Below are 26,544 nucleotides of genomic sequence, written 5' to 3'. Positions count from 1 at the left end.
ATCCGGCATTCACCCCGAGGCGGGACAATCCTCAGCACTCATGGCCGCCGCCACCGCCACCCCCGTCGTCCCCGCCCCGGTCCCGCGCCGCCGAGTACAGATGGCTGTCACGGAACTGCTCCGCCCCCAGCGTGCGCCCCACCAGAATCACCGCCGTGCGCACCACGCCCGCCTCCCGCACCCGGTCCGCGATGTCGGAGAGCGTGCCGCGCAGGACGAGTTCGTCGGGGCGGCTGGCCATCGCCACGACGGCGGCCGGGCAGTCGGGGCCGTAGTGCGGGAGGAGTTCGGCGACCACCCGGTCCGTGTACCGCGCCGCCAGGTGCAGCACCAGCAGCGCGCCGCTCTTGCCGAGCGTGGCGAGGTCCTCGCCCTCCGGCATGGGTGTGGCCTGCTGGGCGACGCGCGTGAGGATCACCGTCTGGCCGACCGTCGGTACGGTCAGCTCGCGCTTCAGCGCGGCGGCCGCCGCCGCGAAGGCGGGGACCCCCGGGACCACCTCGTACGGCACGCCCGCCGCGTCCAGCCGCCGCATCTGCTCGGCCACGGCGCTGAAGACGGACGGGTCGCCGGAGTGGAGACGGGCGACGTCGTGGCCCTCCTCGTGCGCCCGCACCAGCTCCGCCGTGATGCCGTCCAGATCCATCCGCGCCGTATCGATCAGGCGCGCGTCCGGCGGGCACTCGGCCAGCAGCTCGCGCGGCACGAGGCTGCCCGCGTACAGGCAGACCCCGCACGCCGCCAGCCGCCGCGCGCCCCGGATCGTGATCAGGTCGGCGGCGCCCGGACCCGCGCCGATGAAGTACACCGTCATCGTTCTTCTCCCGCTCCTTCTGAAAGCGGCTCCGAAGGCGACTCCGCAAGCCCCTTCTTCTGCTCCGCAAGCCCCTTCGTCACCGCCCACTGCGTCACCGGCATCGCCTGCCGCCACCCCGTGAACCCGCCCACCGGCACCGCGTGCGCCACCGCCAGCCGTACGAGGTCCCCGCCGAAACGGCGGTACCACTCGGCCAGCAGCGCCTCGGACTCCAGCGTCACCGTATTGGCCACCAGCCGCCCGCCCGTGGGCAGCGCCTCCCAGCAGGCGTCCAGCAGGCCGGGCACCGTGAGCCCGCCGCCGATGAACACCGCGTCCGGCACCGGCAGTTCCGCCAGCGCGGCGGGCGCGGCGCCGGTGACGACGCGCAGCCCGGGGACGCCGAGCGCCCGCGCGTTGCGGCCGATGCGCTCGGCGCGCTCCGGATCGCGTTCCACGGAGACCGCACGGCAGGAATGGTGCGTACGCATCCACTCCACCGCGATCGAGCCCGACCCGCCGCCGACGTCCCAGAGCAGTTCCCCCGGCGCCGGCGCCAGCGCGCCCAGCGTCGCGGCGCGCACATGACGCTTGGTGAGCTGACCGTCGTGCTCGTACGCGTCGTCCGGCAGCCCGGGTACGGCGCCGAGGCGCGGCGCGCCGGGCGCGCGACGGCAGTCGACCGCCACGACGTTCAGCGGTTCGCCCTCGGGCTCCGCCCACTCCTCGGCACGGCCGTCCACGCACCGCTCGCGGTCCGCGCCGAGCTGTTCCAGTACGCGCATACGGCTCGGCCCGTACCCCCGCTCACGCAGCAGCCGCGCCACCTCGGCCGGTGTGGCCGCGCCCGCGCTGAGGACCAGCACCCGGCGTCCGTCGTGCAGCGCGGCGGCGAGCGTCTCGGTGGGGCGGCCGACGAGTGTGACGACCTCCGTGTCCTCCACCGGCCAGCCGAGCCGGGCGCAGGCGTACGAGACGGACGACGGATGCGGCAGAACACGCAGCGCCCCGGCGCCCACCGTCCCAGCACCCGACGCCCCGGCGCCCACCGCCCCGGCGCTCACCACCTCGGCACCCACCGCCCCGGCGCCCATCACCTCGGCACCCATCACCTCGGCGAGGGCCCGCCCGATCCCGTAGAACATCGGGTCACCGCTCGCCAGCACGGCGATCCGCCGTCCGGCATGGGCGGCCAGCAGCCCGGGAACGGCCGGGCGCAACGGCGACGGCCACGCCACGCGCTCACCCGCGCACTCCTCGGGGAGCAGCTCCAACTGGCGGGGCCCGCCGATGATCACCTCGGCCGCCCGCAACGCCTCCCACGCGCCGCCGGACAGCCCCGTCCAGCCGTCGGCGCCGATACCGACGACGGTCACCGGCGGCAGGGGGGACGACTCGGCGTCCGACGCGGGAGCCTCGTGGGGCGGGACACTCACTTCCGTACACCTCTGAGCTGGGAGAAGACCGACCCCGAACTCTACTGGCCGCCCCCTCGCCCTGCCCCGGCGGCGCGATGCCCGTCAGTACGTACGCCACGTGACGTACGCAACGGGGGCGGGGTCGGGGTCAGCGACCGACCCCGACCCCGGCCTCGAACGCGCAACAGCTCAGCACGACGGCTCAGCGCAACCGCTCAACGCGCGACGGCTCGACGCGACGGCTCAGCCGGACGACCCGGCAGGCTCCGACGCGACACCAGCCGCACCTTCCCCGCCCGCCGTTTCCCCGCCCGTCGTCTGCCCGGCCCGCCCCGACCGGAGCGCCCCGCCGGCAAGCGCGCCGAAGATCAGCCCGAAGGCCGTCCACAGCACCGCCTGTACGGCGATCGACGACAGCCTGAACTCCCAGAGCAGCGCCGCCGGGAACGTCCCCGGTATGGGGTCGGTGTTGGCCGGCAGCACCAGACACGCCACGGCCACGGCGACGACATAGCCGCCACCGGCGGCGAGCGACGCGTTCCAGTTGCCCAGCCGCGGCGCGAGACGTCTCCCCACGATGATCGCGGCGACCGCCAGCAGGACGCTCAGGAGGATCATCAGGAAGTACAGCGCGGTGCGTCTGCCGATGGTGTCCGGATCACCGACCGCCGGAGGGTTCGCCGGATACTTCAGAAACGGCACCAGACAGACCGTGACGAACGCGGCCCCCGCGATCATCGCCGCCGTCGCTCTCGGGCCGAACCGGCCGATCCGGCCCAGGCCCACGGCGAAGACCAGCGAGGCGATTCCGCCCACGGCCACCCCGTACACCAGAACTCCGGTGGCCAGTCCGAACGTCGACTGCACCGGCCTGCTGACCAGCTCCTCCTCCTCGTCACCATGCTGGTGCGCCTCTGCCCCTGCCCCTGCTTCTGCTCCTGCCTGTGACTGTGAATCGGCTGAGTCTTCCTCCGCTCCGCCGTGCTGGTGCGCCGGCGCGGAGTTGGCCTCCTCCTGCGCGATCGAGTCCCGTACGGAGGGCTCGCCCGCGAAATAGGCCAGCGCGAACGCGAAGAGTCCGGCCAGCACGCCCGCGATCATGCCGCGGACCAGGAGGTTTCTGACGGTGGAGGCATGCATGTGCGTGATCTCCGTCGTCGGTGTCAGTGGCAGGGGAAGCCGAGCAGATGACGGCCGTCATGCACCCACTCGTGCACCCCCGCACCGGAGAACACCGACGTCGCGCCCTGTTCCGCGCCGACGAAGTAGAGCAGCACCAGCATCAGGGTGCCCACGAACACGGCCCACGGCAGCACCGCGCGCAACGGAAGCGGGGTCACCGGGGCATCGGCGGCGGGAGAAATGACCGGATGCGTTATGGACTGAGCCATGGCACAACCTCCTTGGGGAACTCGCGTCCCATTAAGTGGAGCCCGTACGACGGCCATCGGGTCTGACTTACCGGGCTCCCCCCGCGCCGTGCGCGATCGGATCCCGGCATACAGTGGCGCGACCGTGCCGGACTCTCACCGGACTTCCGTCTCGCCGTCGTGGATATCGACGTGAAGGTACCGCGAACCGACAGGTGGGCCAAGAGGCCCTCTCGCGTCCCCGGCCCGAACGAGGTTGGCTTCAGCGCATGACCACGGGACACACGACGACACGAGTCATGCTCATCTCACCCGCCATGAGCACCGCCCTGCGCGAAGCCCGCTTCCCCGGCCCGGCCGGGGACCATCCGGCCGGAGACGACGATCTGGACGCCACCGGTCTGCGCCAGGCCGAAGCCGTACGGGAGGACTTCCCCCGCACCGCCGCCGTGTACGTCTCCCCCACGCGCCGCTGCCGCAGGACCGCCCGCGCGCTCGGACTGACCGCCGACCCGCTGGACGGCCCGGCACCGGACGGTCTCGTACCGGACGGCCTCGCGCCGTGCGCCATGGGCCACTGGCAGGGCAGGACCCTGGACGAAGTCGCCGCCGCCGAACCCCAGTCGGTGGCCGCCTGGCTCTCCGACCCGGCCGCAGCCCCGCACGGCGGCGAGTCCCTGCTCGACTTCCACGTACGCGTCGCTCAGTGGCTGGAGGCAGGGGGCGGGCTGGAGGCAGGGAGCGCCGATCATCGCGGAGACGGAGACGGAGGCGGAGACGGCGCCGACACCGGCACGGACACCGGGCCCGGGGCCGCCGGGAGTGCCGGTGGCCCCGGGCGGCGCATCGTCGTCGTGGCGGAACCGGACATCATCCGCGCGGCCACGGTCCACGCCGTCGGCGCGCCCCCGTCCGCGTTCTGGCGGATTGACGTACGTCCGCTGTCCGTCACCGAACTCAGCGGGCGGAACGGCCGCTGGAACCTGCTCAGCGGCCGTCCTCTTACTTCACACCTGAGCCCCGAACTCTGAGCTCCTGAATCTGAGACCTGAACTTCAATCCCTGAGACCTAAGCTCTGAGGGCGGCGGGTGTCAGCCCCGGCCCTTCACCCGGTCCAGCGCGGCGACACCCACCGCGGCGAGCCCGATCTGGATTATCAGCTCGATCCAGTCGAACCCCTTGGTGTCCGCGACACCGAATCCGGCCGCGACAGCCGTACCGATCAAGGCCGCGACGACGCCGACCAGAATGGTCAGCAGTACACCGATGCGCTGCCGCCCGGGCACCACGAGCCGACCAACCAGACCGATCACGGTGCCGACCAGAATGGCCGTGATGATGTTGGTGATCTCCATGTCCCCTCCTCCTCGCACAACCGCTACGGACGGTGGTGCATGCCAAGACGTCTGCCCGCCAAACACCCGTCCAGTCCACCGTTGCGAGTGTTCGCCAATCCGGTTTAGCCGCCGCGCACCGCGGTACGCCGACGATGACGACGACGCGCGCGTGGCCGCGCTCGACGCGTATCTGCTGCGGCTCGCCCCGGAGCCGGATCCCCAGGCCACGTACGCGATGGCACTGGCGGACCGGATCAGGACCGACCGTACGATCCGGCGCGTCGGCCTGCTGGCCGAGGCCGAAGGCGTTTCGGTGCGCTCCCCGCAACGGCTGTTCGCCGCGTACGTGGGCGTCGGCCCGAAGCGGGTCATCCCGCGCTACCGCATCCACGAGGCACTGGAACGGGCGGAGTCGAACGAACCGAATGAGCCGAACGAGCCGAACGCAACGGAGGAGCCGAAAGAAGTCGACTGGGCGCGGCTCGCCGCCGAACTCGGCTACAGCGACCAGGCCCAGCTCGTACGGGACTTCACCACGACGGTGGGCGTGCCGCCGACGGCGTACGGCCGCACGGAGGCATAGCCTCCGGCCCACGACTGTCGTACCCGCGTCCTACAGTGCCTGACATGGAGTCCACGACACCGCACGTTCGGCTCGAACCCTGGTCGGAGAGCGATCTCGGCCTGCTCCGCGCGGCCAACGCGCCCGAGCTGATGCGCCACCTCGGCGGCCCCGAGACCGAGGAGCAGCTCCTCAAGCGGCACAAGCGGTACGTGGCCCTGAGCACCGACCGGAAGAGCAAGGGGCGGATGTTCCGGATCGTGCTGCCGTCCGGCGGCGAGGCGGTGGGCACCATCGGGTTCTGGGAGCAGACCTGGCAGGGGCTGAAGGTGTACGAGACGGGCTGGGCGGTGCTCGCCGCTTACCAGGGCCGGGGCATCGCGGTGGCGGCGGCAGCGGGGATCGTGGACCGGGCGCGGGCCGAGGGGAAGCACCGCTATCTGCACGCCTTCCCGTCCGTCGACAACCCTCCCTCGAACAGGCTGTGCCGCAGGGTGGGATTTTCCCTCCGGGACGAATGCGACCTCGAATACCCGCCGGGCCGTCCGATGCGCTGCAACGACTGGCGGCTCGACCTGCGCGACGACGGCCTCCGCGGCGAGGCCCCACCCTCCTGGAGGCCGAGCCCGCCCGCCCGGCACTGACGGAATCCGGCCCCGGCCCACCAACGGAACATTCGAGTGGTCCCCCGGCCGTGGGGAATGCACGATCGATCACAAGGCCCGCTCATGGACTCCATCAGAAGCGATCGGGTCAGGAAAATTCGATCGTCTCGTCTCGTCTCGTACGGAAGGCCCCTCCCCATGACCGTCCTCGTCACCGGAAGCTGCGGCCGTGTCGGCGCCTCCCTCATCAGCCTGCTCCACGCCGAGGGCCATCCCGTGCGCGCCGCCTCACGGGCCCCCGAGGAGGTGACCGCGCCGCCCGGCGTCCCCACCGTGGCGTGCGACCTCGGTTCGCCCGCCACCTTCCCCGCCGCCCTCGACGGCGTCGACTCCGTCTTCCTCTACGCCGACCCCGGACACATCGACGCGTTCATCGAGCAGGCGCGTACCGCCGGGGTACGGCACATCGTGCTGCTCTCCTCAAGCTCCGTCCTCGACCCCGGCGCGGCCGACAACCGGATCGGCGCCTTCCACTTGAACTCGGAGCGCGCCCTGGAATCGGCACCGATCGAGGCGACCTTCCTGCGCCCCGGCGACTTCGCCACCAACGCCCTGCAATGGTCACGGCCGGTGCGGGCGACCGGCGCGGTCGATCTGCCCCAACCTGACGCGTACGGCAGCCCGATCCACGAACGGGACATCGCCGACGTGGCCTTCGCGGTCCTCACCCGCCCCGGCCCCGGGATGCGCGGCACGGGCCACCATCTGACCGGCCCCGAATCGCTCACCTTCACCCAGCAGGTCGCGGTCCTGGCCCCCGCCACGGGCCGGGACATCAAGGTCAACACCGTGACGCCCGAAGCGTGGAAGCGGTCGGTCGCGGCCCATGTACCGGCCGAGATCGCGGACGCGCTACTCGCCCACTGGGCCGGAGCGGGCGCCGCGCCGACCGTCACCACCGACACGGTGGAGCGGCTGACCGGCCACCCTGCCCGTACGTTCGCCGACTGGGCGAAGGACCACGCGGACGCGTTCCGCACCTGAGAAATCGCGTAAGTCCCGGCAGGCCGAGAGCCGAGGACCGCATGACGGCAGGACGGCAGGACCGCAGGACCGCAGGACGGCAGGCGCGGCGCGGCCCGTGTCGCACACCCACCGCACACCCACCGCGCACCCACCCCGGAAACCCATGGCCCCCGGCACGCGACCAGTGACATCCTGGCAGCGTGAACGGACCGGAGATCCAGATCGATTTCGCCGCCGAACTGCGCCTGTTCGTCCCGGCCGAGCGGCGTCAGGGACGTACGGCCGTCCGCACCGACGGCTCGTCCACCCTCGGCCACGCCGTCGAGTCGCTGGGCATCCCGCTCACCGAGGTCGGCCCGCTGCTCGTCGACGGCCACGAGGTGCCGGTCTCGCACATCCCCGCGGCGGGCGAATCCGTCGAGGTACGCGCCGTACGCAGGCCGCAGCGGGTGCCCGGCGCGCCCCTGCGCTTCCTGCTCGACGTCCACCTCGGCACCCTCGCGCGCCGGCTGCGGCTGCTGGGCGTCGACGCGGCGTACGAGAGCGAGGACCTCGGCGATCCCGCGCTGGCCACGCTCTCCGCCGCCGAGCGCCGGGTGATGCTGTCCCGGGACCGCGGGCTGCTGCGGCGGCGCGAGATCTGGGCCGGGGCGTACATCTACAGCGACCGCCCCGACGACCAACTCCGCGACGTACTCGAACGCTTCGCCCCCGTCCTCGCGCCCTGGACCCGCTGCACCGCCTGCAACGGCCCGCTGGGCCCGGCCGACAAGGAGTCCGTCCAGGGCCGGCTGGAGCACGGCACGCAGCGGGGGTACGACGTCTTCGCGCAGTGCGCGGCGTGCGAGCGGGTCTACTGGCGGGGCGCGCACCACGCGCGTCTCGCGGCGATCGTCGAGGACGCGGTACGGGAATTCGGCGACGGCGCCGCCGCGTAACACCGCAACGCCGCCGAGTCCCGCACACGGGACTCAGCGCACACAACAGGCGCTCCTGCGCGCCGCCGCGTGTCAGAAGGCGTACGGATCCCCCGTGGCCGGCACCAGCACACGGTGCCGGTGGTTCTCGGGGTTCGGGTCGCTCGCGCCGCCGTTCCAGGCGGTGTCGACGCGTACGACGACCTCGGCCGGATCGCCGGACAGCTCCAGTTCGAGCACGGTCTCGCGGCTCCTGGCGACCGGCCGGAGCTGACCCGTACGGCACAGCACCGTCCGGTCGCCGCTCCAGAGGCAGTTGGCCGGGAGGGCCTGGCCCGGCGCCGCGGCAGCGGAGAAGTCGATCCGCACGGTCGCGTCGGACAGCCGGGACGGACCGTGGTTCTCGGACTCCAGCCGGACGGTCAGCCGGCCGCTCCACAGGGAGACATGGCCGTGGTGGGAGAGGTCGGCCTCGGCCGCGAAACTCTCGGCCGCGCGGCCTTCCCCCCGACCCTCCGCGCGGGAGCCGCCTTCGGGCCCGGCGGACGCGGCGGGGCTCGTACCCGCACCCATCACCACCGCCGTGGCGGCGGCCAGCACGACCCACAGGAATTTCGGCATCACAGACATGGCGGGAACATACCGATGATCACACCGCGAATCCGGCCACCCCACCGCCCCGACGCGCCTCGATCACCCGAACACCCGCGTGACAAGCTGTCCGCATGCTCGTGCTCCGCTCCGTAGCCCTCTTCCTCCTCGCCGCCGTCTTCGAGATCGGCGGCGCCTGGCTGGTCTGGCAAGGGGTGCGGGGCGACGGATCGGGGGGCCCCGGGCGCGGCTGGATCTGGATCGGCGCCGGGGTCGTGGCCCTGGGCGCGTACGGCTTCGTCGCGACGCTCCAGCCGGACGGTGAGTTCGGCCGCATCCTGGCGGCGTACGGCGGGGTCTTCGTCGCGGGCTCGATCGCCTGGGGCATGGTCGCCGACGGCTACCGCCCGGACCGGTGGGACGTCACGGGGGCGCTGGTCTGTCTCGCCGGGATGGCGTTGATCATGTACGCGCCGCGCGGCCACTGACCGCGCGGCCGCTGAAGAGCTGCCACTGCCGCGCGGCCACTGAAGGGCCGCCGCTGAAGGGCTGCCACCGAGGCCCGTCCGCGCTCCGGACACCGGGAACGGCGCCGCGCACGCCCACCTATCCTGACCGTGAACGGACCAGCAGACAGCACTGAGCGAGGAGTACGCCATGACCGCCCCGGCCACCCCCATCGCCGTCATCACCGGAGCGAGCAGCGGCATCGGCGCAGCCACCGCGCGACAGCTCGCGGCCGCCGGCTACCACGTCATCGTCACCGCCCGCCGCAAGGAACGCATCGAGGCGCTCGCCGCCGAGATCACCGCCGGTGGCCACCGGGCCACCGCTCACGCCCTCGACGTCACCGACCGCGCGGCCGTCGACGCCTTCGCCGCCGGGCTGAGCGAATTCCCCGCCGTGAACGTCCTGGTCAACAACGCGGGCGGCGCCCTGGGCGCCGACCCCGTGGCCACCGGCGACCCGGCCGACTGGCGCCGGATGTACGAGACGAACGTCATCGGCACCCTCAACCTCACCCAGGCCCTGCTCCCCGCCCTCACCGCCAGCGGCGACGGCACGGTCCTCGTCCTCTCCTCCACGGCGGGCCACGGCACCTACGAGGGCGGCGCGGGCTACGTGGCCGCCAAGCACGGCGCCCACGTCCTCGCCGAAACCCTCCGCCTGGAGATCGTCGGCACCCCGGTCCGCGTGATCGAGATCGCCCCCGGCATGGTCAAGACCGAGGAATTCGCCACCACCCGCTTCAACGGCGACACCGAAAAGGCCGCCAAGGTCTACGCGGGCGTGGCCGAGCCCCTCACCGCCGAGGACGTCGCCGACTCCATCACCTGGACCGTCACCCGCCCCAGCCACGTCAACATCGACCTCCTGGTCATCCGCCCGCGCGCCCAGGCATCCAACAGCAAGGTCCACCGCGAGCTGTGACGCCGAAGGGCGGCGGGGCGGACCACGCGTCCAGCCCCGCCGCCCTTCGGCCCCCTGCCCCGCTGCCTTTCAGCCCTTCACACAAATGACCTGCTTCAGCTTCGCGACCACCTCGACCAGGTCCCGCTGCTGATCGATCACCTTCTCGATCGGCTTGTACGCGCCCGGGATCTCGTCCACGACGCCGGAGTCCTTACGGCACTCCACACCCCGCGTCTGCTCCTCCAGGTCCTGGGTCGAGAAGCGGCGCTTCGCCGCGTTGCGGCTCATCTTCCGGCCCGCGCCGTGCGAGGCCGAATTGAACGACGCCGCGTTGCCGAGGCCCTTCACGATGTACGAACCGGTGCCCATCGAGCCCGGGATGATGCCGAAATCGCCGCTCCCGGCCCGGATCGCGCCCTTACGTGTGACCAGCAGGTCCATGCCGTCGTACTGTTCCTCCGCCACGTAGTTGTGGTGGCAGGAGATGACGTCGTCGAAGGTGACCCGGGCCTTCTTGAATTCCTTCCTGACCACGTCCTGGAAAAGCCCCATCATGATCGCGCGGTTGTACTTCGCGTACTCCTGCGCCCAGAAAAGATCGTTCCGGTACGCCGCCATCTGCGGGGTGTCCGCGATGAAGACCGCCAGGTCACGGTCGACCAGCCCCTGGTTGTGGGGCAGCTTCTGCGCCTGGCCGATGTGGTGGTCGGCCAGTTCCTTACCGATGTTCCGGGAACCGGAGTGGAGCATCAGCCAGACAGAATCCGACTGATCAATACAGAATTCAACGAAATGGTTTCCGCTTCCGAGCGTTCCCATCTGCTTTATGGCGCGTTCCTGACGGAATTTGACCGCCTCGGCGACCCCGTCGAACCGCCCCCAGAACTCGCCCCACCCCGCCGTCGGGAACCCGTGCAGCCGCCCCGGATCCACCGCGTCGTCGTGCATGCCGCGGCCCACCGGGATCGCCTGCTCGATCTTGGAGCGCAGGCGGGACAGGTCGCCCGGGAGGTCGTTCGCCGTCAGGGACGTCTTGACGGCGGACATCCCGCAGCCGATGTCCACACCGACCGCCGCCGGGCAGACCGCGCCGTGCATCGCGATGACCGAGCCGACCGTCGCGCCCTTGCCGTAGTGCACGTCGGGCATGACGGCGAGGCCCTTGATCCATGGCAGGGTGGCGACATTGTGGAGCTGCTGCATCGCGCCGCCGTCGACCGTCGCGGGGTCGGCCCACATCCGGATGGGCACCTTCGCGCCCGGTATCTCTACATACGACATAACTCCTCGATTCCCCCGAAAGTTCAGAAAACGCAAAAACCGGAGCCAGGGCCGTCATAGAGGACGGCCGACCAGCATCGACGGCTTCGCGTGCGATAGACATTGTGTCCATCAGCCGTCTTGCGGCGGCAACCAGTTTTCGCGCGGAGCTCCGCGCGTCACCCCGTACAGAAGGGAGCCAGGGACCGTGCAGCCAAAGGCGCGCCACGCGTACGTCCCCGGCCTGGCGGCGCTTCTCGTGGTGGCCGTGGCCGGCTGCTCGGGCGCCAGTGACGGCGACGGTTCGGCCTCCGACTCCAAGCCGGGCGGCCCCACCAGTGCCACCGTCGCGCAGCCCGGCAAGTACCGCACCCTCCGGGAAGCCTGCGGAACCGTGCCGCGCTCCACGATCAAGGAGCTGCTCCCCGGCACCGCCACGCTCCCCGAAGCCGAGCAGACCAAGGCCTACCGGGGCACGCCCTCCGTCACGTACGACACCGATCGCCGCGTCGGGTGCAGCTGGAAGGCCGACGCCCCGGCCGCCTCGCACCAGTTGGTGATCGACCTCGAACGCGTGGTGTCGTACGACCCGGCCGTGAGCGACGCCGACCGGGCGCAGGAGGTCTACGCGAAGCAGGAGACCGCCGCGGACCTGCCACTCCCCAGAGGCGGCGACGGTACGGGCAGCACGAGCGGCACGGGCGATACGGACAGCCCTGGGGCCGGGACGCCGAGCGGCTCGCCCTCCGAGACGGGAGCCGCCTCCGGCAAGGGCTCCGAGTCCGGCTCGGGCACGGACTCCGGCACCGGGGCCAGGACCCAGACCGCCTCGGCCTCCGACAGCAGCTCCGACAGCGCCTCCGAAACCCCCGACGGCCTTGAGCCCCGCGTCCTGGACGGCCTCGGCGACGCCGCCTTCCTGGACGATGTCCTCACCCGCTCCGGTTCGGCCACCCAGCGCCGCACGGTCAGCGTGGTGTTCCGCACATCGAACGTGATCGTGACCGTCCGGTACAGCGAGCAGCCGGCCCGCTCCTCGGCCGTCCCGGACAGCCAGGAACTCCAGGAAAAGGCCCGCGACCTGGCCAGGAAGCTCGTCGACCAGCTCAACGCCTGACGCCCTCCGCGCGCCCTCACCGACGAGGAACGGTGCAGGGCGGGGCGGCCCACGAACCCCGTTCGCCGGTTACCGTGGCCGATCGGACCGTGCACCCGGCACACCCGGCACACCCCCGGCGACTGAAGGAACACTGAAGGAACCATGCACCGATCAGCCTCGCGACTCACCCGCATACTCGCCTGCGCAGCCGTTCCGGTGATGCTCGTCGTCGCCGGCTGCTCGTCCGACTCCGGTGACAAGAGCGACGCGGACGGCTCCGCGACGAGCCCGACCACCGCGCCGTCCCCGACCGTCGTCCCGGCCAAGTTCGCCGGTCTCCCGGACGCGTGCAAGACGATCAGCCGCAAGACGATCGACTCGCTCGTCCCGAAGGCGAAGTCCAAGGGCGGCACGGCCGGCACCTCCAGCGACACCGCCACCCGGGGCAGCTGCTCCTGGAACGGCCTGGACGACAACGGCGTGAAGGGCTCGCAGTACCGCTGGCTCGACGTCTCCCTCATGCGGTACAACTCCGACGTGACCCTCGGCAGCGGCGCCAAGCGCGCCGACGAGTACTACACGAAGGAGATCGCCGGCGCCCGCGGCACGGAGGGCGCCAAGGACGTCAAGGCGGCTCCGACGACCGGCATCGGCGACCAGGCGACGACGGTCACGTACTCGCTCAAGAAGTCCAGCGCGGACTTCGCGTACGCCACGATCGTGACCCGTACGGAGAACGTCGTCATCACCCTCACCTACAACGGCGCGGGCCTCGCGGGCGCCGGCTCGCCCAGCGTCGCCGATCTGACGAAGGACGCGGTCAAGACGTCGAAGGAGGCCGTCGCTGCGATCGCCGCCGACGCCAAGGACTCCGGCTCCAAGGACAGCGGCTCCAAGGACAGCGACGCCACCGACGGCGGCTCCAAGGAGAACGGCAGCTCCGAAGGCGTCGGAGCGAGCCCCGAAACCTCCTCCTCGAAGGACTCCAAGACCGAGTAGCAGGGCCCGTCCGCGCGGGGGGCCAACTCCCCCCGCGCCGCGCGCATCCGCACACATGTGCCAGGCTGTGCCCGCCAGATGCCGAGTACGGCGTCGCACCCGGCCCCTACGGGCGGGTCCGCACAGGGAGGGGATTCGCGCGTGGCCGCGATGCAGCTGACACGCACGCACCGCATACTCATCGGGGTCGTGGTCTTCGGAGCGGTGATCATCGCCGCCATCGGGTTCGCGGGGTCCTACGCCGCCGTGCGCGAACTCGCCGAACAGAAGGGCTTCGGGCAGTTCTCGCTGGTCTTCCCGATCGGCATCGACGCGGGTATCTGCGTCCTCCTCGCGCTCGACCTGCTCCTCACCTGGATGCGCATCCCGTTCCCGCTGCTGCGCCAGTCGGCCTGGCTGCTGACCGTCGCGACCATCGCGTTCAACGGCGCCGCCGCCTGGCCCGACCCGCTCGGGGTCGGAATGCACGCGGTGATCCCGCTCCTCTTCATCGTCTCCGTCGAGGCCGCGCGGCACGCCGTCGGCCGGATCGCGGACATCACCGCGGACAAGCACATGGAGGGCGTGCGCCTGACCAGGTGGCTGCTCTCGCCCATACCCACGTTCAAGCTGTGGCGCAGGATGAAGCTGTGGGAGCTGCGGTCGTACGAGCAGGTCATCAAGCTCGAACAGGACCGGCTCATCTACCAGTCGCGCCTTCAGGCCCGCTTCGGCCGCAACTGGCGCCGGAAGGCGCCCATCGAGGCGCTGATGCCGCTGCGGCTGGCCAAGTACGGTGTGCCGCTGGCCGATACGGCGCACACGGGACTGGCCGCCGCCGGTATCGAGCCGATGCTGCTGCCCCCGGCGCCGGAGCCCGCGCAGCAGCCGGCGCCCGTGCCGCTGGCCACGGCCAAGGTGGCCGAACTCCCGCAGGGCCAGGGACAGGGACAGGGACAAGGCCAGAGCGAGGGCGAGACCCAGAGCCAAGGCCGAATACCCGCCGCCGCCCAGCCGCAGGAACAGCCGCGGGAACAGCCGCGGGAGCACGGGTCGGAGCAGGCGCAGGAACAGGCGCAGGAACAGCCACAGCAGCCGCAGCCGCAGCCGCAGCCGCAGGACCAACTCCCCCCGCAGGCAACGGCCGCCGCCCCTCAGATCAGCCCGTGGTTCGCGGCGCCTCTCGTGCAGGAGGCCGCCTACGAGGGCGCGTACAACCCGGCGTACAACCCCCCGCAGAGCGAGAGCCCCGATCCGGCCCAGATCATGGTCCCCTCCGGCCCCGGCCGCAGCCGCGCGCTCGGCCGGATTCCGGGCCAGAGCCAGGGCCCGCAGCAGACGGACCCGACCGACGAGGGCCCGGCGTCCACCACGGGCTCCTTCCCGCTCCCCGGCCAGGACCAGCCCGAGGAAATCCCCGTACCGGGCCTGCCCGACGGCCTCAGCCGCGAGGACGCGTACTTCGGCGCCTTCCGCAAGTACGTCAACGAGAACGGCGACTTCCCCAACGGCCGTCAGTTCGGGCTCTACTTGATGGATCTGTACGGCCTCAAGGGACGCAACGGCGGCCCGCTGAGCGAGAGTTCGCTCCGGCCGCACCTCAAGAGCTGCAAGGACCGCTACCAGTCCGAGATGGACGAGTACATCGCGTAACGCACGGGAGGGGGCCGGGAGGGGGTGAGGGGGCGCCTCCGTCGCCCCCGACACACCTCGTTTACCGCTCGGACTCCGCCATGTGACCGCACTCCAAGAAACTCTCCGGAACCCTTCTTCCATCATTCGGAAGTCGAGCCGCCGAGGAGTGATTACGCCATGCCCCCCACACCGGTCCCGTCCGAGCCCCGAACGCCACCGTCGCGCACGCCACCGCCCCGGGCGTCCCTGCCCCGGGCGCTGCTGCGCTCCCCCTTCGTCCACGTACTCGTCGCGATCCTGCTCGGGATCGCGGTCGGTGCCCTCTGGCCGGGCAGCGCGGACAGCCTCAAGCTGATCTCGGACGGCTTCCTGCGGCTGATCAAGATGGTGATATCGCCGCTGGTCTTCTGTGTCGTGGTCCTGGGCATCGCCAAGGCGGGCGACCTCAAGTCGGTGGGCCGGATCGGAGTGAAGGCGCTCATCTGGTTCGAGGTGGTGACCACCCTGGCGCTGCTGCTGGGCCTGGTCATCGGCAACGTCTTCCAGCCGGGCGCCGGTTTCGCGGGCGGCCATCCGCACCTGGACGAGAGCGCCGTGGAGGCCACGACGGGCGGCGCCGAACTGCCCGGGGTCTCCGGGTTCCTGCTGGGCGTCATCCCGGTGAGCGCGGTCAGCGCCTTCGCCGAGAACCAGCTGCTCCAAGTGCTGCTGCTGGCCGTGCTGGTGGGCGCCGCGATCCTGCACGTCGGCCGGCAGAGGGCACCGCTGGTGCTCAACCTGATCGACCAGACCGGCGAGGTGATCTTCAAGCTCGTCGGGTACGTCATGAAGCTGGCCCCGCTCGCGGCCTTCGGCTCCGCCGCGTACCTCATCGGGCAGTACGGACTGAGCGCGCTCTCCTCGTACGGGAAGCTCCTCGCGGCCTGCTACGGCGCCGCCCTGCTCTTCATCATCGGGCTCGGGGTGCTGCTGCGGGTCTTCACCGGGCTGAGTCTGTGGCGGTTCCTCGTCTACACCCGCTCGGAGTTCTCGCTCGCCGTCGCCACCGCCTCCAGCGAGTCCGTGATGCCGCGCATGATGGAGAAGCTGCGGGGCGCCGGCTGCGCCCCGGCGCCGACCGGTCTGGTGCTGCCGACCGGCTACTCCTTCAACCTGGACGGCGCCTCGATCTACCTCTCACTGGCCACGCTCTTCATGGCGCAGGCGGTGGGCGTCGACCTCTCCCTCGGGCAGCAGCTCACCGTGGTCCTCGTGCTGATGCTCACCTCGAAGGGCATGGCCGGCATACCCGGCTCCGCGTTCCTCGCCCTGTCGGCCACGGTGGCGGCGCTGGACGTGGTGCCGGCGGGCGCGGTGGCGCTGCTGCTGGCCGCCGACCGGCTGATGGACACCATGCGGGTGGTCACCAACCTGCTCGGCAACTGCGTCGCGACCTTCGTCGTCGCCAGGTGGGAGGGGATGCTCGACCTGGAGGCGGCACGGATCGCACTGACCACGGGCAAGCCGGTGGCGGAGGTGCCGGACCAGATGCCGGACCAGATGCCGGACCAGGTACCGAACAAGGTGCCGGATACGGCTCCGGAACCCCCGCACGAGGCTGCGCAGGCCAAGCTCGTGGGCCCCGCGCGCCCCTGAAGCCGGACGGCGAAGGGCCCCACCCGCCGGTCACCGAGCCGGGTGGGGCCCTTCCCTGCCAGTCGATCTCTCGACTTCTCGACCTGTCGCTCAGGCGCCGAGCAGCTTGCGCACCCGGTCCGCCCCCACCGCCAGCAGCAGCGTGGGCAGCCGGGGCCCGGTGTCGCGGCTCACCAGCAGCCGGTACAGCAGCGCGAAGAAGGACCGCTGGGCGGTCTTCAGCTCCGCCGTCGGCTTGGCGTCGGGGGCCAGCCCCGCCATGACCTTCGGCACGCCGTAGACGAGGGTGCTCAGACCGTCCAGCGACCAGTGGCTGTCCAGGCCCTCCAGGAGCAGCCGCAGCGACTCGCGGCCCTGCTCGTCCAGCGAGCCGAGCAGCTCGTGGTCCGGCTCGGCGCGCACGATGGTGCGCGCCTCGGCCGGGACCTGGCTGGTGATCCAGTTCTCCGCGCGGTCGAGGCGGGGGCGCGCCTCGTCGAGCGAGGTCAGCGGGTGCGCCGGGTCCAGCTCGCTGAGGATGCGCAGCGTCTGCTCCTCGGCGCCCGCCGTGATGTCCACGACCGAGGCGATGGTGCGGTAGGGCAGCGGGCGCGGCGTGCTCGGCAGCTTGCCGGCCGCCGTACCGACGGCCCGCGCGTAGGCGGCGGCGTCGGCCGGCAGGACGGAGCCGTCGGCGACCTTGCGCTCCAGCGCGTCCCACTCGTCGTACAGCCGCTGGATCTCCTGGTCGAAGGCGATCTTGAACGACTGGTTCGGCCTGCGGCGCGCGTACAGCCAGCGCAGCAGCGGCGCCTCCATGATCTTCAGCGCGTCGGCCGGGGTGGGGACGCCGCCCTTGCTGGAGGACATCTTCGCCATGCCGGAGATGCCGACGAAGGCGTACATCGGGCCGATGGGCTGCACTCCGTCGAAGATCTCGCGCACGATCTGGCCGCCGACGACGAAGGACGAGCCGGGCGAGGAGTGGTCGACGCCGGACGGCTCGAAGATCACGCCCTCGTAGGCCCAGCGCATCGGCCAGTCGACCTTCCAGACCAGCTTGCCGCGGTTGAACCCGCTCAGCGCCACCGTCTCCGAGAAGCCGCAGCCGTCGCAGGTGTACGTCAGCTCCGTCGTCGCGTCGTCGTACGCGGTGACGGTGGTGAGGTCCTTGCCGCAGCCGCCGCAGTACGGCTTGTACGGGAAGTAGCCGGCGCTGCCGCCGCTGCCGTCGTCCTCGGCGGCGGCGCCGGAGCCCTCGGCGGCCTCCAGCTCGGCTTCCTCGGCCTTCTTCTGGCTCTTGGGCTGCGTCTTCGGCTTGTCCTTCGTCCGGTACCGGTCGAGGACCGCGTCGATGTCCGCGCGGTGGCGCATCGCGTGCAGGATCTGCTCGCGGTAGACGCCCGACGTGTACTGCTCGGTCTGGCTGATGCCGTCGTACGCGACGCCCAGCTCGGCGAGCGCCTCCGTCATCGCGGCCTTGAAGTGCTCCGCCCAGTTCGGGTACGGGGAGCCCGCCGGGGCCGGTACGGACGTGAGGGGCCTGCCGATGTGCTCGGCCCAGGAGGAGTCCGTACCGGGGACGCCCGCGGGCACCTTCCGGTAGCGGTCGTAGTCGTCCCAGGAGATCAGGTGGCGTACCTCGTACCCCCGGCGGCGGATCTCGTCCGCGACCAGGTGCGGGGTCATGACCTCGCGGAGGTTCCCCAGGTGGATGGGGCCGGAGGGCGACAGCCCGGACGCGACCACCACCGGTTTGCCGGGTGCACGACGCTCCGACTCGGCGATGACATCGTCCGCGAAACGGGAGACCCAGTCGGCCTCGGTGCTCGGAGCCACGATCGGCACGTCCTTCTTCTTTCTCGTACGCCCAACAAAACCGGCGAGAGCCATTCTCCCAGGTACCTACGACAGAGCGAAAATGGCTTGTTACCGCGTGGGATACTGGACACGTTTCCCCACCACACCAACAGGAACGGCACCAGCCCATGGCCCCGGTCACTTCCCTCGCTTCGACCGTCGATCAGCGCATCGCGGACGCCCTCTCGGCAGCCCTGCCGGAGGCCGGTTCCGCGAGTCCGCTGCTGCGCCGAAGCGACCGGGCGGACTTCCAGGCCAACGGCATCCTGGCGCTCGCGAAGCAGCTCAAGGGCGCTCCGCGGGAGCTGGCGACCCGGGTCGTGGCGGCGCTGACCGCGCCCGAGCTGATCGCGGACATCGAGGTCTCGGGCCCCGGCTTCCTCAACATCACGCTGACGGACCGGGCGATCACCGAGACCCTGGCGGCGCGGGCGGCCGACGGCGACCGGCTCGGCGTCCCGTACGCGGAGCGGCCCGGCACGACGGTCATCGACTACGCGCAGCCGAACGTGGCCAAGGAGATGCACGTCGGGCATCTGCGGTCCGCGGTGATCGGCGCGGCCATGGTCGAGATGCTGGAGTTCACGGGCGAGAAGGTGATCAGGCGCCACCACATCGGCGACTGGGGCACCCAGTTCGGCATGCTCATCCAGTATCTGATCGAGCACCCGCACGAGCTGGACCACAAGGGCGACTCCGAGGGGACCGGCGGCCGGGACACCGGCGACGGCCGGGACACCGGCGGCGGCCAGGACACCGGCGGCGGCCAGGACATCGACGGCGAGACCGCGATGTCCAACCTCAACCGGCTCTACAAGGCGTCGCGCGCGCTCTTCGACTCCGACGAGGAGTTCAAGGCGCGCTCGCGCGACCGGGTGGTGGCGCTCCAGGCGGGCGACAAGGAGACCCTCGCCCTCTGGCAGAGGTTCGTCGACGAGTCGAAGATCTACTTCTACTCGGTCTTCGACCAGCTGGACATGGAGATCCACGACCCCGACGTCGTGGGCGAGTCCGGCTACAACGACATGCTGGAGGAGACCTGCCGGCTGCTGGAGGAGTCGGGCGTCGCCGTCCGCTCCGAGGGCGCGCTGTGCGTCTTCTTCGACGACGTGAAGGGCCCGGACGGCAACCCCGTCCCGCTCATCGTGAAGAAGACCAACGGCGGCTACGGTTACGCGGCCACCGACCTCTCCGCCATCCGCGACCGGGTGGGGAAGCTGTCCGCGACGAACCTGCTGTACGTGGTCGACGCGCGGCAGTCCCTGCACTTCAAGATGGTCTTCGAGACCGCCCGCAGGGCCGGCTGGCTGAGCGAGGAGGTCCAGGCCGTCCAGCTCGCCTTCGGTACGGTGCTGGGCAAGGACGGCAAGCCGTTCAAGACCCGTGAGGGCGAGACCGTACGGCTGGTCGACCTGCTGGACGAGGCCGTGGAGCGGGCGACGGCGGTCGTGCGGGAGAAGTCCGAGAAGGCCGGCCTCAGCGAGGACGAGATCGCCGAGCGGGGCAAGCAGGTGGGCATCGGCGCGGTGAAGTACGCCGACCTGTCAACCTCGGCGGCCCGTGACTACAAGTTCGACCTGGACCAGATGGTCTCGCTGCACGGCGACACGTCGGTGTACATCCAGTACGCGTACGCCCGGATCCAGTCCATCCTCCGCAAGGCGGGCGACGCCACCCCGGCCGCCCACCCGGAGCTGGCCCTGGCCCCGGCGGAGCGGGCGCTCGGCCTGCACCTGGACCAGTTCGGCGACGTCCTGGCGGAGGCCGCGGCGGGGTACGAGCCGCACAAGCTGGCCGCGTACATCTACCAACTGGCCTCGCTCTACACGACCTTCTACGACCAGTGCCACGTACTGAGCGACGACAACCCGGCCGAGGTCGTGGAGAACCGCCTCTTCCTCTGCGACCTCACGGCCCGCACGATCGAGCGGGGCCTGGCGCTCCTGGGCATCCGGGCGCCCGAACGGCTCTGACCGCGGCGTAGCGCCGTCTCCGCCCCCGTAGTTCGCCTGATGGGTGACTACGGGGGCGGAGTGCTGTCCGCGGGCAGCCGCCCGCGCCCGAGCGCCCCGCTCCCACTACTTCGCGCTGCCGCCGCGCCCTTCCACCGATCGTTCCCGTCCGATAGCTTTCGGACACAGAGAGTTACTTCACCGTGTAAAGGGCGACCGATCCCATGAGTGGCAGCCACGGCGGCGAACCGGACACCGCCGGGAGCGACGGACACAAGCCCGACAAGCCGTTCCCACCGGCCGACCCGAAGCGCCCGGAGACACCGAAGAGGTGAGCCCGGAAACCTCACCGGCCACCCTCGCCGAGCAACTGGCCCGAGCGGGTCATCTCGCCCCGGCGTGGACCGACACGTTCGCCCGGGTCGACCGCGCGCGGTTTCTGCCCGACCGTGTCTGGCATCCGCGCCGAGGACGGTGCGGACGGCTACCGCCCCGTCGACCGTGCCGCCGACCCCGCCCGGTGGCACGCCCTCGCGTACGAGGACCGGGCGCTCGTCACACACGTCGAGGACGGCGAGAGCGACGGCGGGACAAGAGCGCGCGTCCCGACCAGTTCCGCGAGCATGCCGCGCGTCGTCGCCCGCATGCTCGACGCCCTCGCCGTCGCGGACGGCGTGAGCGTGCTGGAGATCGGCACGGGCACCGGCTACAACGCCGCGCTCCTCGCCGAGCGGCTCGGCGACCGCCAGGTGGTCTCCGTGGAGGTCGACCCCCGTATCGCGGACGCGGCCCGGGCCAACCTGAAAAGCACCGGATACGCGCCCACCGTCGTCACCGGCGACGGCAGGCTGGGCTCCCCCGCGCACGCGCCGTACGACCGTACGATCGCCACCTGCGCCCTCCATACGGTGCCGTACGCCCTGGTCGAGCAGACCGCCCCCGGCGGAGTCATCGTGCTGCCCTGGGGGACCGGCCTCTACAACGGCGTCCTGCTGCGCCTCACCCGGGCCGGGGACTCCACCGCGAGCGGCCCGGTCATCGGTGACTCCGCGTTCATGTGGAATCGGGGTGAGACGCCGCACCGCGACGTGATGGCCACCGTACGGGCGCGGTCGCAGCCCCCTGCGGCCACGACCACAAGCCTCGACCCGCGCTCCGTCTTCGGCGACGAGGACGCCACGTTCACCGCCGGCGTCCTCGTCCCCGACTGCCGCTACAGCGTCGGCCACGGCCCTGACGGCGAGTTCACACTCTGGCTGGCCGACCATGCCACCGGCTCCTGGACGAGCGTGGACTTCGTCCCGGACGGACGGACCTCGTACGGACTCCGGCAGCACGGCCCGCGCGCGATCTGGGACGAGGTGGAGGCCGCGTACGCGTGGTGGCGGGAGGCGGGGTCACCGGTCCGTACCCGGTACGGCCTCACCGTCACCCCCGCCGGACAGCACCTCTGGCTCGATGAGCCCGGCTCCCCGGTACGAGCGCCGAGGCTGCCGGGCCCCGTATGAGGACAGCGGTGGTACGGCTGGCCGAACGGGCCGGGCCGTCAGCCGTACCATCCGGACCGCAACCTTTTCCGCCCCGGCGGCGACAACCTCCTGACGACGGCTCCATCCCCCTCTCTCCCCCACCCCGTCAGGAGTTCCGGATGTCCCCCATCAGCCGCAGAAGCTTCCTCGCCGGTACCACCGCCACCGCCGTGGCCTTCGGCCTCTCCGCCACGGCGGCGACGGCCGCGAGCGCGGACACCCGCGCCACCGGCACGCTGTACATCGCGAGCGACTCCACCGCGCAGACGTACAACTCCGGGTACTACCCGCAGGCCGGCTGGGGGCAGACGCTGGCGCCGTTCTTCACGTCGAACATCACGGTCGCCAACCACGCCATCGGCGGCCGCAGTTCGCGTTCGTTCATCGAGCAGGGGCGGCTCGCGGCGATCCATCAGGTGATCAAGCCGGGCGACTGCCTCTTCGTGCAGTTCGGCCACAACGACGCGACGGTCGGCAACGCCGAGCGCTACACGTCGCCCGCCGACTACAAGGAATATCTGCGCAACGACTACATCCGGGCCACCCGCACGCGCGGGGCGACCCCGGTGGTGGTGACTCCGGTGTCGCGGCGTTCGTACAACGCGTCCACCGGGCAGTTCAACGTCTCGTTCCCGGCGTACGTGGACGCCGCCAAGGCCGTGGCCGCCGAGGAGGGCGCGCCGCTGGTCGACCTGTCGGCGCTCAGCCGCACGTACCTGAACGGGATCGGCCCCGAGGCGGCCAAGGGGGTCTTCCTGTGGCTGAGCCCCGGCCAGTACCCCAACTTCCCGAACGGCGTCTCCGACGACACCCACTTCCAGCAGTACGGCGCCACCCAGATGTCCCGCCTGGTCGCCCAGGCGACGTCCCGGCTCGGGCTGCCGATCTCCGGTGAGGTGAAACCGACCGCCGGCTGACCGGGCCGTACCGGTGCGGAGTGGCCGCCTCGGGGAGGAGGCGGCCACTCCCGGGAGGAAGAAGTCACGCCCGGGAGGAGGACCGTGACCGCCTGCTCACTACGCAGCTGACGAGTATCGCCAGTTCCACCGCGACGGCCGCGCAGCCCACCATCACCTGCCAGACCGGCAGACCGGCCCTGTAGGCGGACACCGTCAGGCCGACGGTTATGAACAGGCTCAGCACGGACGAGCGGACGCCGTCGCGCAGCCACCAGCGTTCGTGGGACGTGGAGTCCTCGTCGGACAGCCGCACCGCGTACGGGCCCACCGGCCCGAACTCCTCCTCGGGCCGTCCCCCGGAGGCCCGCAGATGCTCGGCGGCCTCGGCGGTGAGCTCCGCCGCGCGGGCGGCGCGGATCCCGTGCTCCTCCTTCAGCAGCCGCGTCAGCTCACGCAGCCAGCCCTCGGCCCCGGTACCGAGGTCGGCCTGAGCGGGCGCGCCCTTGCCGGAGCCCGAGTCCGAGTCCGGGTCCGAGTCCGAGCCGTGCTTCACCCCCCAGTAGAGGAGCGTAATCCCCAGTACGGACACGGCGAGGGCGGGTATCCGGCCGAGGCCGGTGGCGGGCAGGGTGGTGAAGGCGATGGCGGCGAGCACGACCAGGACAGCGGTGGCGCTCCCCCAGCAGACAGCGGCGCGCACCCGGGAACCGGAGAGGGTGAACGCCACGTTGCCACCCGTCAGGGCGAGACCGACGAGCACCGCCCCGACCAGCCCGGCCACGGTCACCGGGAGCATGGCGCCCTCGATGATCCAGAGGACTGGACCGGCCAGGAGGGCGACGCAGCCGGTTCCCATGAGCGCGGCGCCGACGTGCTCGGCGTGCGTGCCGGTGCTCCCGGCCCGGTCCTCGGGCGGGACGCGCTCCTTCACGACGGTGTCCGCGTACTCCTCGGCGGAACCGAATGCCTCCTCGGGCGTCTCGCCGGTGGCCGCGCAGTGCTGGGCGACCTCGTCGAGCACCACGTCGGCGGTGCGGTGGTCCACCGAGCGGGAGGCCAGGGCCAGCCGCACCCGGGCGTTCCAGCGGGCATCTGTGTCGGTGTCGGTCACGACGACTCCTCCGTGTCGGATTCAAGCAGTTGGTCCATCGCGGCGGAGAACTGCTGCCAGCTCTCTGCCTCTTCCTTCAGGCGAGCCCGGCCCGCCTCGGTGAGCCGGTACACCTTGCGGCCAGGACCGCCGTCCCCCGGTTCCCAGCGGGCCTCCACCAGCCCGTCGGTCTCCATCCGGCCGAGTACGGGATACAGCGCGCCGCCCTTGACGGAGCCGAAGCCCCGCGCGGCCAGCTCCTGCACCAGCGCGTAACCGTGCTGATCGCCCCGGGCGAGGATGGCGGCGAGCGCCAGGGGCAGCGTTCCGCGCAGCCAGCTCGCCGCAGGATCCTTCATGGACACGCTGTAGTCACCACCTCAAGCTACTCGCATATATCGACTAGTTCTTTTTCAGAGTAGTGGATCCGGGCCGCCACGTCCAGGCACGGAGAGAGGAGACAGACAGAGGGGACGGACAGAAGACACAGACAGAAGAGAGGCGCGGGGCAGAACCCCCGCGCCTCTCTCCACCACCGCCCCCGCTACCCCGCGCCCCGCACCTCCGGGTACTCCACCTCGTCCGGCAGCCGGTACCCGAGGGCCGTCAGCCGCGACGCGACATCCGCCGGGCTCCTCCCCGTCAGGCTCGCGGCGCGCAGCACGTGCTCCAGGTGGACGTTGTCCAGCAGAGAGCGCGTGGGCTCGACCGCCGCCAGCAGCCGGACGTCCGCCTCGTCCGCGGCCTCCGGCATCTGCGCGTTCCCGGGCAGCCGGTGGCCCATCGAGGCCGGCCGCTCCGCGATGTCCGCGGGCGTCCGTCCCGTGGCGAGGGCCGCGCGCAGGACGTGGCGCGGCCGCACGCCGACCGCCCGGTTCACGTGCGACCACGGCCGCCTGCCGTCGAGTTCCTCGCTGAGGATGACGAAGTCGTCCGGCTCCGGGGTCTCCGGTACGTCGCCCCCGTCGCGTACAGGACATGTCCGTACGGCACCGTGGCGTCGGACGTCCGCCAGGGACTCCCGCCGTCCAGCCGGAGACTGGTGATCCGGAGGTCGTCCGGGTCCTCGAACCCGGGGGTGTGCCTCATCGCGAAGCCTTTCGGGACGGTACGGAAACGGTGGCGGCAGCGGGGGCAGGGGCAGGCGCAGGCGCAGCAGGGGCAGCGCGTCCGGTGCTCATTCGGCCACCGCGATGTAGCGGCCGTCCTCGTCGTCACCCATGTAGGGCATGTCGCCGTAGTCCTCGGGCTCCTGTTTCCCGATCAGGTTCACCCGGACCCCGGCCGGTTCCAGCTCCGTCCAGATCCGCGGCATCATGGCGTGGCCGAGGAAGTGGTGGGAGAGGTCGAGTTCCCTGAGATGGGTGAGCGACTGCCCGCCGAGCAGCGCCTCTGCGCCGGCGCCCTCGAAGTCGTACCAGGGGTACCCGAGGATCACCGCCCGTACCTTCTCCAGCTCGACCGACGTGGTGAAGCGCTCCCAGCAGACGTCGAAGGGCTCGTCGGTCGAGTACGGCCCGCACTGGAACCGCCAGGCGACGTCCCCGGGGTCGGGCAGCTCGTCGGGGTGGGCCTACGGCGGAAAGGTGTAGGCGGGCAGTCCGTAGAGGTGCTGGACGTGATGGACGGACACGGTGAGGCTCCCGAGGCGCCGGAGACGTGGGTGACGATGCGCCACGTTCTACCAGCGGCCACCGACAACCGGCCTCCGCCCCAGGTCGGCCCAGCCCCGTACGGTCACTCTCCGGCGTCAAAAGGAGTGCGCGGCGCGGGACTTGGGACGCCGAAGAGGGGCCGGGCAGCGGCCGCACGAGGGCCGATCGCCGTTACACAGGGCTCTGCCGACGGGACAGAATCCGGACATTCGCGAGATCGTTTCATGAACACCTCAGCCCTAGAGTTGGCGATGTCAGCAGGTCGCAGCCTTAACCACCAAGTCGATGGAGATCCCCATGCGTTCGCTCCTCGCCAACCGTTCCACCCGCGTCATCCTGGCCGTCACCGCCACGGCGGCACTCGCCACCGGTCTCACCGCCTGTGACGACGACGACCTCGCCGCCGGGGACTCCACGAACCCCCCGGCCTCGACCACGGGCGGCTCCGGAAGCTCCGGCAGCTCCGGCGGCTCCTCGGACAAGGGCACCGACGCCGACAACGCCAAGGAGGAGGGCGTCGGGCAGACTTGCGGCACCAACGACCTGGACTTCACGATCGCCAAGTCGGAGGTCACCGGCTACCTCCTCGTCACCGCCAAGGCGCAGTCGGGCATCACCTGCGAGCTGGCCGGCAGCGCCCCCCTCGTCCTCTTCAGCTCCGCCGAGAAGACCACCGCCTACCCGGCCGAACTGATGAAGACGCCCGCCGACGACTTCATCAAGCTCTCCGGCTCCACCACCGCCTACGCCACCCTCATTCCCAACACCACCAGGGCCGAGGGCACGCCGGAGTTCAAGCAGGTGGACATCACCGTGGACGCCAAGGACTCCCACACCGCCGCTCTCGACCTCCCCGGCTCCTACGCCGTCGACGACGCCGCCGTCACCAGCTGGTACAGCAGCGCCGCCGCGTCCACCCCCGACGCCAACTGACGTG

The 26,544-nt window shown here is 71.3% G+C and carries 27 protein-coding genes and 2 pseudogenes; 15 read left to right on the top strand and 14 right to left on the bottom strand.

Features of this window, described 5'->3' with window-relative positions:
* Positions 1-31: 31 nt before the first annotated feature.
* The 4 genes from cobM to OG627_RS20375 form a co-directional block, all read right to left on the bottom strand.
* On the bottom strand, positions 32-814 hold the full coding sequence (cobM, locus tag OG627_RS20390) for a precorrin-4 C(11)-methyltransferase (RefSeq protein ID WP_329067136.1): 783 nt from the start codon (positions 812-814) through the stop codon (positions 32-34).
* Entirely contained in the window at positions 811-2,232 is a 1,422-nt protein-coding gene (gene cbiT / locus OG627_RS20385) for a precorrin-6Y C5,15-methyltransferase (decarboxylating) subunit CbiT (protein WP_329067134.1), read from the bottom strand. Before cbiT ends, cobM begins: the two co-directional genes overlap by 4 nt.
* 225 nt (positions 2,233-2,457) lie before the next feature.
* Positions 2,458-3,354, bottom strand: a complete 897-nt coding sequence (locus OG627_RS20380; RefSeq protein WP_329067131.1) for a CbtA family protein — start codon at positions 3,352-3,354, stop codon at positions 2,458-2,460.
* A 23-nt stretch (positions 3,355-3,377) separates the two neighbouring features.
* A complete protein-coding gene (locus OG627_RS20375; protein WP_329067129.1) occupies positions 3,378-3,605 on the bottom strand; it encodes a CbtB domain-containing protein in 228 nt (75 codons plus the stop codon).
* 278 nt (positions 3,606-3,883) lie between these two features.
* Here OG627_RS20375 and OG627_RS20370 point away from each other — a divergent pair, with 278 nt between their 5' ends.
* Positions 3,884-4,615, top strand: a complete 732-nt coding sequence (locus tag OG627_RS20370; protein ID WP_329067127.1) for a histidine phosphatase family protein — start codon at positions 3,884-3,886, stop codon at positions 4,613-4,615.
* A gap of 61 nt (positions 4,616-4,676) precedes the next feature.
* Here OG627_RS20370 and OG627_RS20365 read toward each other — a convergent pair whose 3' ends face one another.
* A complete protein-coding gene (locus OG627_RS20365) occupies positions 4,677-4,940 on the bottom strand; it encodes a GlsB/YeaQ/YmgE family stress response membrane protein (RefSeq protein WP_329067125.1) in 264 nt (87 codons plus the stop codon).
* 133 nt (positions 4,941-5,073) lie between these two features.
* Here OG627_RS20365 and OG627_RS20360 point away from each other — a divergent pair.
* The 4 genes and pseudogenes from OG627_RS20360 to OG627_RS20345 all read left to right on the top strand — a co-directional run.
* Positions 5,074-5,505 (top strand): annotated as a pseudogene (locus OG627_RS20360) (helix-turn-helix domain-containing protein); the annotation flags it as partial.
* Between the two features lie 44 nt (positions 5,506-5,549).
* Complete coding sequence (locus OG627_RS20355) at positions 5,550-6,128, top strand: GNAT family N-acetyltransferase (RefSeq protein ID WP_329067124.1); 579 nt, start codon at positions 5,550-5,552, stop codon at positions 6,126-6,128.
* 159 nt (positions 6,129-6,287) lie between these two features.
* Positions 6,288-7,133, top strand: coding sequence for an NAD(P)H-binding protein (locus OG627_RS20350; RefSeq protein ID WP_329067122.1), 846 nt, complete (start codon positions 6,288-6,290; stop codon positions 7,131-7,133).
* Between the two features lie 182 nt (positions 7,134-7,315).
* The gene (locus tag OG627_RS20345; RefSeq protein WP_329067121.1) at positions 7,316-8,053 is read left to right on the top strand and encodes a Mut7-C RNAse domain-containing protein; all 738 of its coding nucleotides are present in this window, start codon (positions 7,316-7,318) and stop codon (positions 8,051-8,053) included.
* A 72-nt stretch (positions 8,054-8,125) separates the two neighbouring features.
* On the opposite strand, the gene OG627_RS20340 is transcribed toward OG627_RS20345, so the two are convergent.
* A complete protein-coding gene (locus tag OG627_RS20340) occupies positions 8,126-8,662 on the bottom strand; it encodes a hypothetical protein (protein WP_329067119.1) in 537 nt (178 codons plus the stop codon).
* A gap of 95 nt (positions 8,663-8,757) precedes the next feature.
* On the opposite strand from OG627_RS20340, the gene OG627_RS20335 reads away from it, so the two are divergent.
* A complete protein-coding gene (locus OG627_RS20335; RefSeq protein WP_329067116.1) occupies positions 8,758-9,111 on the top strand; it encodes a YnfA family protein in 354 nt (117 codons plus the stop codon).
* Positions 9,112-9,280: 169 nt separating this feature from the next.
* A complete protein-coding gene (locus OG627_RS20330) occupies positions 9,281-10,054 on the top strand; it encodes an SDR family oxidoreductase (protein WP_329067114.1) in 774 nt (257 codons plus the stop codon).
* Positions 10,055-10,123: 69 nt separating this feature from the next.
* Here OG627_RS20330 and OG627_RS20325 read toward each other — a convergent pair whose 3' ends face one another.
* Entirely contained in the window at positions 10,124-11,317 is a 1,194-nt protein-coding gene (locus OG627_RS20325) for an RtcB family protein (protein ID WP_329067112.1), read from the bottom strand.
* A 187-nt stretch (positions 11,318-11,504) separates the two neighbouring features.
* On the opposite strand from OG627_RS20325, the gene OG627_RS20320 reads away from it, so the two are divergent.
* The 4 genes from OG627_RS20320 to OG627_RS20305 all read left to right on the top strand — a co-directional run bounded on the left by OG627_RS20320 (position 11,505) and on the right by OG627_RS20305 (position 16,643).
* A complete protein-coding gene (locus OG627_RS20320) occupies positions 11,505-12,413 on the top strand; it encodes a DUF3558 domain-containing protein (protein WP_329067110.1) in 909 nt (302 codons plus the stop codon).
* Positions 12,414-12,557: 144 nt separating this feature from the next.
* Positions 12,558-13,394 (top strand): DUF3558 domain-containing protein, encoded by an 837-nt coding sequence (locus OG627_RS20315; protein ID WP_329067108.1) that lies wholly within the window; start codon positions 12,558-12,560, stop codon positions 13,392-13,394.
* Between the two features lie 141 nt (positions 13,395-13,535).
* Complete coding sequence (locus OG627_RS20310) at positions 13,536-15,026, top strand: DUF2637 domain-containing protein (RefSeq protein ID WP_329067106.1); 1,491 nt, start codon at positions 13,536-13,538, stop codon at positions 15,024-15,026.
* 159 nt (positions 15,027-15,185) lie between these two features.
* Complete coding sequence (locus OG627_RS20305) at positions 15,186-16,643, top strand: cation:dicarboxylate symporter family transporter (protein WP_329067104.1); 1,458 nt, start codon at positions 15,186-15,188, stop codon at positions 16,641-16,643.
* Between the two features lie 90 nt (positions 16,644-16,733).
* On the opposite strand, the gene lysS is transcribed toward OG627_RS20305, so the two are convergent.
* Positions 16,734-18,470: a lysine--tRNA ligase gene (gene lysS / locus OG627_RS20300; RefSeq protein WP_329067102.1), complete on the bottom strand. Its 1,737-nt coding sequence runs from the start codon at positions 18,468-18,470 to the stop codon at positions 16,734-16,736.
* A gap of 140 nt (positions 18,471-18,610) precedes the next feature.
* On the opposite strand from lysS, the gene argS reads away from it, so the two are divergent.
* From argS to OG627_RS20285, 3 genes are all read left to right on the top strand, one after another.
* Positions 18,611-20,455, top strand: coding sequence for an arginine--tRNA ligase (gene argS, locus OG627_RS20295; protein ID WP_329067100.1), 1,845 nt, complete (start codon positions 18,611-18,613; stop codon positions 20,453-20,455).
* Between the two features lie 428 nt (positions 20,456-20,883).
* Positions 20,884-21,942 (top strand): methyltransferase domain-containing protein, encoded by a 1,059-nt coding sequence (locus OG627_RS20290; RefSeq protein WP_329067099.1) that lies wholly within the window; start codon positions 20,884-20,886, stop codon positions 21,940-21,942.
* A 140-nt stretch (positions 21,943-22,082) separates the two neighbouring features.
* Positions 22,083-22,880: a rhamnogalacturonan acetylesterase gene (locus OG627_RS20285; protein ID WP_329067097.1), complete on the top strand. Its 798-nt coding sequence runs from the start codon at positions 22,083-22,085 to the stop codon at positions 22,878-22,880.
* 64 nt (positions 22,881-22,944) lie between these two features.
* Here the strand turns inward: OG627_RS20285 and OG627_RS20280 are convergent, their stop codons facing one another.
* From OG627_RS20280 to OG627_RS20265, 6 genes and pseudogenes are all read right to left on the bottom strand, one after another.
* Complete coding sequence (locus tag OG627_RS20280) at positions 22,945-23,973, bottom strand: hypothetical protein (protein WP_329067095.1); 1,029 nt, start codon at positions 23,971-23,973, stop codon at positions 22,945-22,947.
* Positions 23,970-24,311, bottom strand: a complete 342-nt coding sequence (locus OG627_RS20275) for a PadR family transcriptional regulator (RefSeq protein ID WP_329067093.1) — start codon at positions 24,309-24,311, stop codon at positions 23,970-23,972. Before OG627_RS20275 ends, OG627_RS20280 begins: the two co-directional genes overlap by 4 nt.
* Before the next feature lie 185 nt (positions 24,312-24,496).
* Complete coding sequence (locus tag OG627_RS35550) at positions 24,497-24,706, bottom strand: wHTH domain-containing protein (RefSeq protein ID WP_443073640.1); 210 nt, start codon at positions 24,704-24,706, stop codon at positions 24,497-24,499.
* Positions 24,707-24,757: 51 nt separating this feature from the next.
* Positions 24,758-24,886: pseudogene (locus tag OG627_RS35545) on the bottom strand (wHTH domain-containing protein); the annotation flags it as partial.
* Positions 24,829-25,041 (bottom strand): wHTH domain-containing protein, encoded by a 213-nt coding sequence (locus OG627_RS35540; RefSeq protein WP_443073510.1) that lies wholly within the window; start codon positions 25,039-25,041, stop codon positions 24,829-24,831. The gene OG627_RS35540 and the pseudogene OG627_RS35545, both read right to left, overlap by 58 nt.
* Before the next feature lie 88 nt (positions 25,042-25,129).
* Entirely contained in the window at positions 25,130-25,390 is a 261-nt protein-coding gene (locus OG627_RS20265; RefSeq protein WP_329067089.1) for a hypothetical protein, read from the bottom strand.
* A 514-nt stretch (positions 25,391-25,904) separates the two neighbouring features.
* Between OG627_RS20265 and OG627_RS20260 the strand changes: the two genes are divergently transcribed.
* Positions 25,905-26,540 carry a DUF4232 domain-containing protein gene (locus tag OG627_RS20260; protein WP_329067087.1) on the top strand — a complete coding sequence of 212 codons (636 nt, stop codon included), beginning with the start codon at positions 25,905-25,907 and terminating at the stop codon, positions 26,538-26,540.
* Positions 26,541-26,544 lie beyond the last annotated feature (4 nt).

This window comes from Streptomyces sp. NBC_01429 (assembly GCF_036231945.1).
Lineage (GTDB): Bacteria > Actinomycetota > Actinomycetes > Streptomycetales > Streptomycetaceae > Streptomyces.
This window is presented reverse-complemented; position numbering and strand designations above follow the sequence as displayed.